The organism is Peribacillus sp. S4 (assembly GCF_046715815.1).
Taxonomy (GTDB): Bacteria; Bacillota; Bacilli; order Bacillales; family DSM-1321; genus Peribacillus; species Peribacillus frigoritolerans.
Genome location: NZ_CP175708.1, coordinates 5,049,346 through 5,062,757, shown reverse-complemented (window position 1 = coordinate 5,062,757; position 13,412 = coordinate 5,049,346). Strand labels below are relative to the sequence as shown.

The following is a 13,412-nucleotide window of genomic DNA, read 5'->3' as shown; positions in this document are numbered from 1 at the left end:
GCGCTAGTATTGGCCCCACCTACGCCATATACTGTGACGGCCACGCATGCCATCCAACCTAATTTCATTATAATAGAAAGCGCTTACATTTTCAAAAATAATCGTACTGCAAATTTCGACATTCGTATAAGTGTCCCTTACCAGTAGGTGGAGAATGGGCATATTACTGATAAGGGCCCTATAAGATTCAGGTTAATCTGCAATGAATTCCTGTAGCTTTTGCCTTAGGCCACCATTGCCGAATTTAATGAACTTTGTCTTTCCGGCTTCCTGTTCCGAGGTAGAAGCGAAATCCAAAAAGGCTAAAAGGTTGATCCGGCGGTGAAGAATATGGACAATGCCGTATTCATAGAACCAATGATCGATCGTGTTGTAAACCCCTTTATTCAGTCGATATTTCTGCTGGCACCAGTGGAAAAATAGTCTGTCAGGAAGATTAAGGTACTCCATATCTTCTAAGCCCCCATTTTTCTTCTCATTCATGACAGGGGAAATGGTCCTTAGCAATTCCTTTTGCATAGTAAACTCCTCCCTCATTGTAAAAACGAAAAAACCCCCTATTCCTGTTGAATAGAGAGCCTCCAGTAGACTAGTCAGCTTATATATATTCCTTATATAAAAGCAGTATAAAGTGTATTAATCCTATTTGTCAAGTTGGTATTTGATAATGGGAAATAGATCTATTCATTTCCTGTTTTCAGTGTGATTTTAAATGAAAATACGAATAAATATTTATGTTTATTCGTTTATAGTTCGTATATAATGTTTTTGAGGAATTAAGGAGGAGAGACTGAATGTATAAATCGAAAAAGATTTTATTATTGGGCTCGGGTGAATTGGGGAAAGAGGTCATACTTGAAGCTCAGCGACTTGGTGTGGAGACCGTTGCTGTAGACCGCTATGAACATGCCCCTGCCATGCAAGTCGCTCATCGCAGTTATGTGATCGATATGCTGGATGCGGAACAACTAAGGGGAGTTGTAGAGAAAGAACAACCCGATTTGATTGTACCGGAAATAGAAGCCATCGCCACATCCGAATTAGTCAAGTTGGAAGAGGAAGGCTTTCAAGTCATTCCGACAGCAAGAGCCGCTAAATTGACGATGGATCGTGAAGGGATCAGGAGGCTGGCTTCTGAAACTCTGGAGATTCCGACAGCAGCCTACAAATTCGCAAACACTTATGAAGAATTTGTCCAAGCTGCCAAGGAAGTTGGGTTTCCCAATGTCGTCAAACCGCTGATGAGTTCTTCAGGTAAAGGGCAAAGTGTGTGCCGCACGGAAGGTGACCTGGAGGATTGCTGGAAAATCGCGATGGAAGGCGGCCGGGTTCAAAATGGACGGGTGATCATTGAAGAATTTATCCATTTTGATTCGGAAATCACGCTGCTTACTGTCCGGGCCGTAAATGGTACCATGTTTTGTGCTCCAATCGGTCACATTCAGCAGGGCGGGGATTATATTGAATCCTGGCAGCCGCATAATATGACAGAAGCACAAATAATGGAAGCGAAAAGAATTGCCCATGCCATTACGGATGAACTTGGCGGGTACGGATTATTCGGGGTAGAGCTGTTCCTCTCAGGGGATAAAGTTTATTTCAGTGAAGTTTCCCCACGTCCCCACGATACGGGGCTAGTGACATTGGTGACTCAGAATTTGTCCGAGTTTGCCCTTCATATTCGGGCGATTCTAGGATTCCCCATCCCGGAAATCAAGCTGATCAGTCCAGGTGCCAGCCGTCCATTAAAAGCGCAAGATGAGTTATCGGAATATTCAATAGTCGGTGTTGAACAGGCTTTGGCTTTACCTAATACACAAGTGCGTCTTTTCGGAAAACCTGTTACAAAGGCAGGTAGAAGGGTTGCGGTCGCCCTGTCGTCTGCCGATTCCATCGAGGTGGCGAGAGTGAATGCGGCCCGTGCTTTGGAATGTTTAGTTATAGAGAAAGAATAGTGAAAAAAGCGCTCTTTGAATGGAGCGCTTCAGCTTGTCGACAAGAGGGAGCAGATTTCTTAAATCAAATGGAACATGATCTTCACTCCAGGTACTCGCTTTCCGCGGGCGGTCCGGAAGCCTCCTCGGCGCCATTTGCGCCTGTGGGGCCTCCCTTGGACACGTTTTTCCCGCAGGAGTCTCGAACACCCGCTCCAATCAACTGGAATGGTTTTTAAAGTAAAACGTAGGCTGGTCTCATCCCGAACGGTTTAAGAATGGTTTGTACTTCATGATTTTCCTGCCGAATAACTGGCCAGCCGAGACTCAGCTAGATGCTTGCGACAGGAGGTTTGACAGTCAGTCGGCGAAAAAAAGCAGATTTTCAAAAAAATGTAACGTTTCTCAAAGATGACTTTGTCTGCTGTCTTACTCTAAAGCATCCTTATTCGGATGCTTTATTTTTTTGGCTCTTTTCGTAAGGATTGTTGTTTTTAAAAGAAACTATTTAAGGTTGATTGGAGCGGAAGTGCGAGACTCCTGCGGGAGCAGCGGGACAGGTGAGACCCCACAGGCGTTTTCGCCGAGGAGGCTCACCGCCCGCCCCGCGGAAAGCGAGCATCTGGAGGGGAAATCAACCACAACTCACTACCTGGTAAATAGCAACAAAGTATGTGAAAACAGCCATTTTTTTTCTCCATTAATAGCACATTAAACTCCTAACAATCATCCGATTTGAAGATGTTCAATGGCCTGTAAATATACCCTAGCTACTGATGACTTCCCTGAATAACCAATTCCACATGCTGTCTTTACTTTGACTTAACAATTATCCTGTCACTTTTTTACATAGCCTTGACATTGAGTTCATTTTCTTCACCTATAGTTAAATTAAATAGAAAACATTAACGGGAGGTCATTCATTTGAATCGCAATTGGAGTAAAAAGGTTTTACCCATCACGCTCGTTTCTGCATTGGCATTTGGAAGTTTATCATGGTCCGGTGCGGATCGTGTTTCGGCAAAGGGGAACCCAAATAAAGAACCGGAAATCAAGAACGTCATTTTCCTTATCGGTGACGGCATGGGTGTTTCCTATACCTCCGCTTACCGGTATTTAAAAGATAATCCTGGTACGAAGGTGGCAGAACGGACAGAGTTTGATAAATACTTGGTTGGCCAGCAGATGACTTACCCAGAAGACTCTGCACAAAATATAACGGATTCAGCTTCAGCCGCTACGGCAATGTCTGCAGGAGTGAAGACTTATAACGCTGCCATTGCAGTGGATAATGATAAATCCGAAGTCAAAACCGTATTGGAAGCAGCAAAGGAAAAAGGAAAAGCGACGGGATTGGTTGCCACTTCGGAAATCACTCATGCTACGCCTGCATCTTTTGGCGCCCATGATGAAAATCGGAAAAACATGAATTCAATCGCAGACGATTATTATAACGAATTAATCAAAGGCAAACATAAAATTGACGTCCTATTGGGCGGAGGGAAGTCCAATTTTGTCCGGCCTGATGTCAATTTGGCGAAAGCCTTCGAAAAAGACGGTTACAGTTATGTGACGGATAAAAATCAAATGCTAAAGGACAAAAATGAGCAGGTTCTTGGTTTATTCGCTTCTGAAGGACTTCCGAAAATGATAGACCGCCCAAGTGAAACGCCTTCTTTGGCAGACATGACAAGTTCGGCGATCCAGCGCTTGAATAAAGATAAAGATGGATTCTTCCTTATGGTCGAGGGAAGCCAGGTCGATTGGGCAGGACATGATAATGATATCGTAGGTGCAATGAGTGAAATGGAAGACTTTGAAAAAGCATACAAAGCGGCCATGGAATTTGCGAAGAAAGACAAACATACCTTAGTGGTGGCTACGGCGGATCACTCTACAGGAGGATTCTCGATCGGAGCAAAAGGAATATATAACTGGTACGGTGAGCCAATCAAGGCAGCCAAACGCACTCCTGACTTCATGGCGGATGCCATCGTCAAAGGCGCTGATGTCGAAAAGACGCTAAAGCAATTTATTAACCAAAATGTAGTGAAGTTAACTGACGGTGAAATCAAAACGGTAACTGAAGCTGCCAAATCAAAAAATGTGACGAATGTCGATAATGCCATCGAAGCCATATTCGATAACCGGACCAATACTGCCTGGACTACTGGGGGACATACGGGTGAAGATGTTCCAGTCTACGCATACGGGCCATATAAAGATCGTTTTGCCGGGCAGGTCGATAACACGGATCAAGCCAAAATCATTTTTGAGCTTTTAAAGAAGTAATGACTTCAGGGAGGGATTCAATGAACAGACTGATGATCGGTGCCCTGTTATTAACGGCATTTGGTGCTCTTAATACCCAACCAGCTTACGAAGAAGAAACGACAGCTAAAGAAAAAACAGAGGAAATTGCACGACCACTGGAAAAAAAGGATGTTTATGTTCCGAATCCGCAGCTTCCTGATGATATAAACTTGAACCAGATCGGACAGAACGTTTCCGATGCCAAAGGCGAATTAACTTTGAAGGCCTATAAAAAAGTGAATGAAACGTTGAATGTTGGCCCGATCGAGGTTAACATCAAAGAAATGAAAGTGATGCATGCCACTCCGGATTACAGCATGATCGATTTCTTCCACGGCTATACGCATGATGAAGATTTCGATATCGTAAAAGTGAACGTGGAAATCAAAAACAATTCGGATAAAAAAATTAAGTTTTCGCCAGTTGCTTTCCTTGAAACGGACAGAGGAGAACATCTGACATGGGAAGATGAGATCTATTTGGAAGAACTTACTGGTGAAATAGAAGGAAACGGTTCAAAAAGCGGAAACATTGGTTTCATTCTAAATGATGGAAACATAAAAGGCATATCCGTCATGTCAAGTGATGCGGTGAATGACGAAGGGAAAGTCCTTGCAAAAGGCAAGTCAGCTGAATTCGCTTTTTAAAGAATATGTATAAATGGCTTGGAAAAATAAAATACTAGAACAAGTGATGGGGATTACTATCACTGAACGGAATATCCAAATCCTAATGATGAGGTGACACAGAATGAGCTATAAAGATCAATTAGATCCACATTCTCAAAAGTTTCACCATAATTGGACAAGACCTAAGCGTTCGAAATCTCAAGTTAATGGCCACACGCAAGAATCACAAACAAACATTATACTAAGAAGCAATGCAAAGGCTCACAGGTGGTAACGGATATTTCCGACAAAGAAGGAGGCTCCCAGCGAGTCTTCTTCTTTATATTTAGAATCATCTTAATCCAAGTAAGGCATTCATGGCTTTTCACTCATAATTATGATACCATTTACCTTTGAGATTGAAGTGATGAGCTTGGCGTGAAACTGAAGTCGATTGAAAGTTTCACCTTATACAAATAGAGGACGTGAATTGTAATGATTAAAATTGAAATCCCTGCAGCGGATATAAGCATCAAACAAAGAAAGCAAGTTATAGAAGGAGACGAAGCTGTCATTCCTGAAATTTACGGGTTTATCGATTTTCATTTGATTCCCCGTGATAAAGGCGGAATCATCTTGTTTTACAATGAGAATGATGAACTGATTTTTGTCGGTAAAGCCCGTAAATTAAGACCAAGGGTCAAGAAGCATTTCGAGGATAATGTTTCTCCGATTAAAGAGCACCGTAATGAAGTCAAGAAAATTGACATTCTTTTAGTCGAAGACGCTATGGAACGTGAAATCTATGAAACGTACATGATCAACAAGCTTCATGCTAAATACAACGTCGATAAAGTGTTTTATAAATAAGAAACACCTATGAAAAGCTGACTGCATATGCACTCAGCTTTTTTTGTGTTTAGGGATATGTACAGAAATAATTTCGTACATTTACAGCAGCTACATGTTAGGTTAACAATGTTGGTTTATATTTAGAGTATTCCAATACATTCTCAGGAGGAAGCTATTGAAGAAAATACTTTGTAAAAAGGTGTTGGTTATCTCGATCGGGACAGTGATTGCCTTTGGGAATTTAACGTGGTCCATATCACAAGCTTCTAAGCTGGCGAAACAGAGAGAGATTGAAACTTTTGAACAAAAGACAGTAACATCTTCAGGGTGGGAAATGGCGGAATAAGCAGAATGGCCAATAATTTTTTTCTCGATTTGCAACAAAGAAAAAGAAAAATGTATTGGATAATGAAACGTTGTTAATGATCAGCTGTTTGTAAATATAGAGGTACATTAAAATGATTAAACTGCAATGGAGGTTCCTTACACATGATGTAATGTGTGATTGGGCTTCCATTTAATTTTATTGTTTTAATGTCAGCCCCTTTCATTTATCCGTGTGTCGGAGCAAGCGTGATTACATGGGTTCATGAGAAGTATTCGGAGGCAATTTTAAAAATACTTGCAAATAGTAATGATTACGTTTTATTATTAGAGAGTGTTTTTATATGGAGATTGCTTCGGCGTTTAAATCGTAATGATTTTGATTTACTTGAAGCAAAGAAATTAGGTAAAGGAGTGGTAAGGGTTGGAGATGAAGAAAATTCCGGTTACGGTATTGAGTGGATACCTTGGAGCAGGAAAGACGACGCTTTTGAATCATATTCTTGAGAATCGGGATGATCTGAAGGTTGCCGTCATCGTTAATGATATGAGTGAAATCAATATTGATGCTTCGCTGGTCAAACAGGGAGGGTTTACCCGGACGGATGAAAAACTGGTGGAAATGCAGAATGGCTGCATTTGCTGTACGCTTCGTGAGGATTTGATGATTGAAGTGGAGAGATTGGCGAAACAAGGGGACATTGATTACATCGTGATTGAATCGACTGGGATAAGCGAACCGGTCCCTGTAGCCCAAACCTTCTGTTATGTTGATGAAAGCATGGGAATTGATTTATCGAAATCTTGCCGGCTTGATACGATGGTTACCGTTTTTGATGGGTATAATTTTTGGCAAGACTTCACTTCCGGAGAAACGCTTATTGACAGGATGCAGGCAACTGATGCTGCGGATGGCAGGGAAGTGGTCGATCTATTAATAGATCAGATAGAGTTCGCCAATGTCATCCTGTTAAATAAGATCGATCTGATGGATGCTGATGCCGTTGCGGAATTGAAGGCGGTTCTTCATAAAATGAATGCCGATGCGAGAATTATCGAAACAAACCATTCCAAGGTGCCGCTAAAGGATGTATTGAATACACATTTATTTGATTTTGAAGAGGCAAGCCAAGGAGCCGGCTGGATAAAGGAATTGAATGAAGAGCATATCCCGGAGACCTTGGAGTATGGGATTTCTTCCTTCGTTTATAGGAGGGGAGTACCCTTTCATCCCGAACGGCTAATGGAGTGGTTGGAAAACTGGCCCGTACAAGTGGTGAGGTCGAAGGGATTCCTTTGGCTGGCATCGAGAAATGATACGGCAGGCTTGCTTTCGCAGGCAGGACCGTCATTGACTTTACAAGCAGCCGGTAAATGGATTGCAGCTTACCCTGAGGAAGAACAGCGCCAAATTTTAAAGGAAGCACCTGAATTATTGGAACGGTGGAATGCAGTATACGGTGACAGGATGACGGAGCTTGTGATGATTGGCATTCAAATGAATCAACAGGAAATCGAAAATGAATTAGATCAATGCTTATTGACGGAAATGGAGATGCAGCAGGATTGGTCTCTTTATGAAGATCGATTGCCTGCATTTACGGAAATCGTTCATTAAAAAACTTTAGGAGGAAATAGAAATGAGAGTAAACATTACGTTAGCATGCACAGAATCAGGGGACCGAAATTATATTACGACGAAAAACAAGCGGAATAATCCGGACAGGATCGAATTGAAAAAGTACTGCCCGCGATTGAAGAAACACACGCTTCACCGTGAAACGAAGTAATTTTAAGATTTAAATCGTAATGATTATGTTTTATCGAAGAGAATGGATGTAATAGGAGGGAAGTTCATGTTGGAATGGATCATTGTTGGCGGAGGCATTCAAGGTATGACGATGGCTGCATTTTTACTTAAGTCAGGAAAAACGACGGTGGACCAGCTGGCGATTGTCGATAGAAATGAAGAACCATTGGCAAGATGGAAGCAGTGTACGGAAGTCATTTCAATGCCATATTTACGTTCTCCATCCGTACACCATCTGGATGTGAATCCATTCAGCTTGCAGAAATATGTGGAGAAGGCAGACTGGAAAAATAACTTTTACGGCCAATATAAGCGGCCATCCCTACAATCCTTCAATGAACATTGTGTTCACTTGGCTGATGATTTAACCATTAAGCAGGCATGGGTGCAAGGGGAAGTCATCTCTGCCTGCAAAACGGGACAGGGCTGGGAAATCCAATTGCAAAACAAGCGACGGCTTGAGGGGCAAAAACTTGTGATTTCAATTGGCATTGGCGAACAGCCTTATTGGCCTGAATGGGCACGGCAATTCAAACAAGAGCATGGGGGTCCCGTTTACCACATATTCGATGAAAATATTCCGGAGCTGACACAATTACAAGGACCCATTACGATCATTGGGGGCGGCATATCTTCTGTCCATCTCGCTTTAAAGCTGAGTAATATCTATCCACATGATGTGACGGTTCTGAAGCGGCATCCTTTTAGAATTCATGATTTCGACAGTGATCCTGGTTGGTTGGGGCCGAAAAAACAGCGACCTTTCCGTGCTATATCCAGCTTTCAAAAAAGACGTGAGACCATTATCCAGGCCCGTAATAAGGGATCCATCCCACCTGACTTACATAAAGCGCTGATGAATCAGGTTAAAAAGGGATTATTGCGTGTCATGGATGTTGAGGTGAAAAGCGCTGTGTGGAGGGACGGGCATATCAGCCTCAGGGATAAAAACGAAAAGGTCATTCAACAAACAGGGACGATCCTTTTAGCGACCGGCTTTAAGTCATCATTGCCAGGGAAGGATTGGCTGACGCCAGTCATCCGGTCACATGATTTACGCTGCGCGGAATGTGGTTATCCAATTGTATCGCAGTCGTTGCAGTGGGGACCTGATTTATATGTCACGGGTGCGTTGGCTGAACTTGAAATGGGACCGATATCCAGGAATATATCGGGAGCAAGACAGGCAGCGGAACGAATTGTGAATAGTTTATAGATTTTTCATACAATCAAGATTTAAAAAAAGGAGAATATAAATGGCGAAAAAATCCAAGGTGATAAAAGCGCAAAAACAGGTGGCAATGGTCGAAAAGTATGCAGAACTTAGAAAGGAATTGAAGGAGAAAGGGGATTATGCCGCATTGGCCAAACTCCCTCGTGATTCCTCGCCGACAAGGGTTCACAATCGTTGTGGAGTAACGGGGAGGCCCCGTGGATATATGCGCAAATTCAACATGTCACGTATCGTTTTTAGGGAACTTGCTCATAAAGGGCAACTGCCGGGTGTCAAAAAGTCAAGCTGGTGAAGCGGGGAGTTCTAAATTATTCATAAGAAACTCCTATGGCGGCGCTCCTCGCCGCCACCATCTACTACGAAAATCTAAACTCAAAATAGAGTCTAACCCATTAACCCCTTGACAATAATGGAAAATAACAATACAACCAGGCTGAACTTTTTTTGGTGGATCTTAAGGAAGATACCCTGTATAAGAAACTGGTTGTGACAGTATGGAAGAACCATTTAGTGTACTGCTAGTACGTATACAAAAATTTTTGTAACAAATCTCCTGTCATATGTATTGTTAATCTTTTTTGAGGTGATTTCTCCTATGGAAGCAATGATTGAACGGTGTGCTGGCCTAGATGTACACCAAGAAACTGTAGTAGCCTGTGTATTATTTGGTCCATTAGATAAAAAGCCAAAGACCTCTATTGAAACTTTTTCAACTACAACAACAGGACTCTTGGCTTTAAGTGATTGGCTCGCTACCCTTCAGGTATCCGATGTTGTGATGGAAAGTACCGGAGTCTACTGGAAACCAATATGGAATATACTCGAAGGTTCTTTTCACCTTGTTCTTGCCAATGCCAGACATGTCAAAAATGTTCCAGGGCGTAAAACTGATGTGAAAGATGCCGAATGGCTTGCCAAGCTTCTAAGATGCGGACTTATTGAAAACAATTTTGTCCCACCAGAGGATATTCGTGATTTACGAGATCTTACTCGTTATCGAAAAAAATTGATTCATCATCGCACATCAGAGCAGAATCGCATTCACAAAATCCTTCAAGATGCTAATATCAAGCTAACATCCGTTCTATCAGACATTTTTGGTTTATCGGGACGTCGTATCCTTGAAGCGATTCTAAATGGTGAAAAAATAGAGACCGATGGTCTTCGAAAAATGGTGGATTGGCGAACAAAAGCAAGTATAACTGACATTGCCAGTGCAATTAATGGTCGTATTCGCCGTCATCATCGTGATATGTTGCGTTACCATTGGGATCATATGGGTTATTTAGAACAAACCATAGAAGAATTGGAAAAACAAATCGATCAACTCCTGTCCCCCTATCGTAAGGAAGTAGAATTATTGGATGGTATACCTGGTGTGAACAAAGCTGCCGCAGCCACTTTTATTGCGGAGATGGGTGTTGATATGTCCGTATTTAAGTCAGCTAAACATCTTGCCTCTTGGGCTGGTGTGAGTCCTGGAAATTACGAAAGTGCTGGTAAAAAAAAACGAGTAAAACCACACAAGGAAATAAAGCTTTAAAAACAATGGCCGTAGAATGTGTATTAGCAACATCAAGGCAAAATAATCGAATTGCTTCACATCGAAAAAGGATTACTAAACGACAGGGGAAAATGAAGGGACGAATCGCATCTGCCCATTTACTATTAACGATTACTTACAACATCTTAAAAACAGGAGAACCTTATCATGAACTAGGCTCAAATTACCTTGAAGAAAAACAAAATAACAAAGAATTAAAAATGATCGAATACCTAAAAAAGAAAGGCTATACAATCGCTCCATCTGAACAACAAACTGCATAACTTAAATAACAACATAGTACATTTACCCCCATCAAAAAAATGAGAATATGGAGGGTTTATTTTAGCATGGCTTTTTTACTATTGTGTTTTCATACAAAAAAGGCCCTTGTTAAAAGGGCCCCTCAGTTTGGCGACAAAAGGGGGATGGAGTCCGAATAAAGGGCAGTGTAGTGCTTGTTAATACGGACGAGACCTCATTAGATTGAAGAAAATTTGCAACACTCCTGCCGAATAACTTGCTAGCCGAGACCCCACAGGGGCTTGCGCCGAGGAGGCTTGGCAGGCAGTCGGCGGAAAGGGAGCGGATTTCTGAAATCAACTGGAATGTTTTCTAGAAAAAACTGAAGGCTGTCTCATCCCAACTTATATTTAAGACTAGTTAATCCTTTAAGTTTTTCACCTGTAATCCTCATTGGATGGAAGAAATTTGCGACACTCCTGCCGAAAAACTGGCTAGCCGAGACCCCACAGGAGCTTGCGCCGAGGAGGCTTGGCAGACAGTCGGCGGAAAGGGAGCGGATTTCTGAAATCAACTGGAATGTTTTCTAGAAAAAACAGAAGGCTGTCTCATCCCAACTTATATTTAAGACTAGTTAATCCTTTAAGTTTTTCACCTGTAATCCTCATTGGATGGAAGAAATTTGCAACACTCCTGCCGAATAACTGGCTAGCCGAGACCCCACAGGGCTTGCGGTGAGATGGCTTGGCAGGCAGTCATCGGAAAGGGAGCGGATTTCTGAAATCAACTGGGACTTTAATTGATTTGTTTACAGTCTGAGGAGCCCTTGTTAAAAACAAGGGCTCCTTCCCATTCAAAAGTGTTTGCTTACCTGACTGCCTTTAATGCTTGTTCGGATATATAAAAGTCTTTTCCGTTGTAAACGGTGATCGCATTAATTTCTTTTTCTTTAGTGGATTTAGGAGTCTTGCTGATAACGATATTCTTATTTGCAGGCAACTCCACTTTTTGCTGCCCCTTTTTCGCTACGAAAATCGGGTTATTCGGGTCTGTAACATCAATGCGGGTTGAATATCCTTTTTTCTCAAAGGAATCTTTAGCATTCATGTATAGTGTGTTCGATAGTTTTTGTAAATCAAAGCCCATGAAATCGGCCATTTTTTTAGCGAGGTCTGTATTCTCCACTAATCCAGTCGGTTTTGAAGGGCCATAAGAATACAGGAATACGTCTTCCCCTGTATGCCCGCCAGTTGTAAAGCCAATGTTGGCACGGTTAGCAAGCAGCTTTGTCATTTCTGCACCTACATTTTTAGAAGAGGTAAGTTTTGCTGTTTCTTCAGAAGTCAGATTATCCAGTCCATACAGTGCTGCAACTTCTTTCAGATTGGAATGATCTGGTTTTAGCTTACTTAAGGCCCCTTCAACAGTCATTTTCGCTTTCTTTAATGGATCGATATAAGCTGATACGGGTGTTTCCGGGTAGGAGGAGTTCGTGTTTACGTTACCCATTGTAATTCCGCTGTTCCCATGGTCCGTTACAGCAATAACCATCGTGTTTCCGTCATTTTTTGCAAACGTAAGGGCTTCGTTCACGGCATCATCAAAAGCTAAAGTATCACTAATCATTCCGATCGTGTCGTTTCCGTGAGCAGCCCAGTCAATCTTGCTTCCTTCAACAAATAAGAAGAAGCCATCTTTATCTTTTTTCAAGGTTTTAAGGGCTTTATTGGTCATTTCAGCTAAAGTGGGTTCACTGGGCTTTGTTGTTTTACGATCTAAATCATATGCCAGGGCGCTTGGTGCAAAGCTTCCCCAAATTTTATTCGATTTGGATTTTAACAGCTCGTCACGGGTTTCAACAAAATCATATTTGTCTTCATCAAGCACTTCCAAAAGGTTTTCTCCATCCATTCTTGCATTTTTTGTTTTACCTGGTAAAAGGGATTCTTTGCCGCCTCCCAAAACGACGTCAATCCCCTGATAAACCTGCTGTTCCGCAATATCACCATAATTGCTTCGATGTGTCACGTGAGCGGAGAAACCTGCGGGTGTAGCATGCTGGATTTCAGATGTAGAAATGATGCCAGTAGCCTTTCCGGCTTGTTTTGCACCCTCCAAAACGTTAGCGACTGGTTTATGGGCATTTTTCGGATTAACTGGATCGAGCCCTGGAGAATTAACGATGGTTGGCAGGACACCGACAAATTTATCATTTGATTTATTTCCTGTCGCAAGCGCTGTTGCTGCAGGAGCTGAGTCGGTAATCGCCGATTCAGCCGAGTATGTACGCATGCCGCCAGACAGCATTTCGTCCATGGCTAGATTATCGCCTTTATACCACCTTGAAAGGGTTGTTGCTCCTGTGCTTGTTCCATCCATCACCATCATGATGACGTTGGTTGGTTCTTTTTTCTTGTCTTTAGCCTGAACATCTTCCTTCATTGTTGAAATACCAAGTGATGATATGGCCACCGCGCCCGCTAAAGTAATTCCTGCTACCTTTTTGCTCATTTTCCCCAAAATGCATACCTCCAAAAATATGATTACATTT

15 protein-coding genes are annotated in these 13,412 nt (G+C 42.2%); 13 read left to right on the top strand and 2 right to left on the bottom strand.

Features of this window, described 5'->3' with window-relative positions:
* Positions 1–192 precede the first annotated feature (192 nt).
* A complete protein-coding gene (locus ACJ9PY_RS24295; RefSeq protein ID WP_222620010.1) occupies positions 193–519 on the bottom strand; it encodes a hypothetical protein in 327 nt (108 codons plus the stop codon).
* A 275-nt stretch (positions 520–794) separates the two neighbouring features.
* Between ACJ9PY_RS24295 and purT the strand changes: the two genes are divergently transcribed.
* The 13 genes from purT (at position 795) to ACJ9PY_RS24230 (ending at position 10,902) form a co-directional block, all read left to right on the top strand.
* Positions 795–1,955 (top strand): phosphoribosylglycinamide formyltransferase 2, encoded by a 1,161-nt coding sequence (gene purT, locus ACJ9PY_RS24290; RefSeq protein ID WP_411739180.1) that lies wholly within the window; start codon positions 795–797, stop codon positions 1,953–1,955.
* Between the two features lie 903 nt (positions 1,956–2,858).
* Positions 2,859–4,226, top strand: a complete 1,368-nt coding sequence (locus ACJ9PY_RS24285) for an alkaline phosphatase (protein WP_187050220.1) — start codon at positions 2,859–2,861, stop codon at positions 4,224–4,226.
* Between the two features lie 20 nt (positions 4,227–4,246).
* Entirely contained in the window at positions 4,247–4,894 is a 648-nt protein-coding gene (locus ACJ9PY_RS24280; RefSeq protein WP_063574805.1) for a DUF4352 domain-containing protein, read from the top strand.
* A gap of 103 nt (positions 4,895–4,997) precedes the next feature.
* Entirely contained in the window at positions 4,998–5,150 is a 153-nt protein-coding gene (locus ACJ9PY_RS24275) for a YpzG family protein (protein WP_072272311.1), read from the top strand.
* A gap of 194 nt (positions 5,151–5,344) precedes the next feature.
* Positions 5,345–5,725 carry a nucleotide excision repair endonuclease gene (locus ACJ9PY_RS24270; RefSeq protein WP_170946990.1) on the top strand — a complete coding sequence of 127 codons (381 nt, stop codon included), beginning with the start codon at positions 5,345–5,347 and terminating at the stop codon, positions 5,723–5,725.
* A gap of 157 nt (positions 5,726–5,882) precedes the next feature.
* The gene (locus ACJ9PY_RS24265; protein ID WP_400450258.1) at positions 5,883–6,053 is read left to right on the top strand and encodes a hypothetical protein; all 171 of its coding nucleotides are present in this window, start codon (positions 5,883–5,885) and stop codon (positions 6,051–6,053) included.
* A 155-nt stretch (positions 6,054–6,208) separates the two neighbouring features.
* Positions 6,209–6,538: a hypothetical protein gene (locus ACJ9PY_RS24260; RefSeq protein WP_411739179.1), complete on the top strand. Its 330-nt coding sequence runs from the start codon at positions 6,209–6,211 to the stop codon at positions 6,536–6,538.
* Positions 6,462–7,649 (top strand): GTP-binding protein, encoded by a 1,188-nt coding sequence (locus ACJ9PY_RS24255; protein WP_411740328.1) that lies wholly within the window; start codon positions 6,462–6,464, stop codon positions 7,647–7,649. The genes ACJ9PY_RS24260 and ACJ9PY_RS24255 overlap by 77 nt, the downstream gene beginning before the upstream one ends.
* A 22-nt stretch (positions 7,650–7,671) precedes the next feature.
* A complete protein-coding gene (rpmG, locus tag ACJ9PY_RS24250) occupies positions 7,672–7,821 on the top strand; it encodes a 50S ribosomal protein L33 (RefSeq protein ID WP_034310390.1) in 150 nt (49 codons plus the stop codon).
* A 66-nt stretch (positions 7,822–7,887) separates the two neighbouring features.
* Positions 7,888–9,057 carry an FAD/NAD(P)-binding protein gene (locus tag ACJ9PY_RS24245; protein ID WP_411739178.1) on the top strand — a complete coding sequence of 390 codons (1,170 nt, stop codon included), beginning with the start codon at positions 7,888–7,890 and terminating at the stop codon, positions 9,055–9,057.
* 40 nt (positions 9,058–9,097) lie between these two features.
* A complete protein-coding gene (gene rpsN, locus ACJ9PY_RS24240; RefSeq protein WP_057277996.1) occupies positions 9,098–9,367 on the top strand; it encodes a 30S ribosomal protein S14 in 270 nt (89 codons plus the stop codon).
* Between the two features lie 303 nt (positions 9,368–9,670).
* Positions 9,671–10,618 carry an IS110 family transposase gene (locus tag ACJ9PY_RS24235; protein WP_231892157.1) on the top strand — a complete coding sequence of 316 codons (948 nt, stop codon included), beginning with the start codon at positions 9,671–9,673 and terminating at the stop codon, positions 10,616–10,618.
* A gap of 92 nt (positions 10,619–10,710) precedes the next feature.
* A complete protein-coding gene (locus ACJ9PY_RS24230) occupies positions 10,711–10,902 on the top strand; it encodes a hypothetical protein (RefSeq protein WP_101226107.1) in 192 nt (63 codons plus the stop codon).
* Between the two features lie 826 nt (positions 10,903–11,728).
* Here ACJ9PY_RS24230 and ACJ9PY_RS24225 read toward each other — a convergent pair.
* Positions 11,729–13,372 (bottom strand): alkaline phosphatase, encoded by a 1,644-nt coding sequence (locus ACJ9PY_RS24225; protein ID WP_411740327.1) that lies wholly within the window; start codon positions 13,370–13,372, stop codon positions 11,729–11,731.
* Between the last annotated feature and the right edge of the window lie 40 nt (positions 13,373–13,412).

Coding starts and splice junctions, on each gene's coding strand:
- ACJ9PY_RS24255 (WP_411740328.1), top strand. CDS start 6,462: ATGAAGAAAATTCCGGTTACGGTATTGAGTGGATACCTTGGAGCAGGA.
- rpsN (WP_057277996.1), top strand. CDS start 9,098: ATGGCGAAAAAATCCAAGGTGATAAAAGCGCAAAAACAGGTGGCAATG.
- ACJ9PY_RS24245 (WP_411739178.1), top strand. CDS start 7,888: ATGTTGGAATGGATCATTGTTGGCGGAGGCATTCAAGGTATGACGATG.
- ACJ9PY_RS24275 (WP_072272311.1), top strand. CDS start 4,998: ATGAGCTATAAAGATCAATTAGATCCACATTCTCAAAAGTTTCACCAT.
- ACJ9PY_RS24225 (WP_411740327.1), bottom strand. CDS start 13,372: ATGAGCAAAAAGGTAGCAGGAATTACTTTAGCGGGCGCGGTGGCCATA.
- ACJ9PY_RS24235 (WP_231892157.1), top strand. CDS start 9,671: ATGGAAGCAATGATTGAACGGTGTGCTGGCCTAGATGTACACCAAGAA.
- purT (WP_411739180.1), top strand. CDS start 795: ATGTATAAATCGAAAAAGATTTTATTATTGGGCTCGGGTGAATTGGGG.
- ACJ9PY_RS24295 (WP_222620010.1), bottom strand. CDS start 519: ATGCAAAAGGAATTGCTAAGGACCATTTCCCCTGTCATGAATGAGAAG.
- ACJ9PY_RS24230 (WP_101226107.1), top strand. CDS start 10,711: ATGAAGGGACGAATCGCATCTGCCCATTTACTATTAACGATTACTTAC.
- rpmG (WP_034310390.1), top strand. CDS start 7,672: ATGAGAGTAAACATTACGTTAGCATGCACAGAATCAGGGGACCGAAAT.
- ACJ9PY_RS24280 (WP_063574805.1), top strand. CDS start 4,247: ATGAACAGACTGATGATCGGTGCCCTGTTATTAACGGCATTTGGTGCT.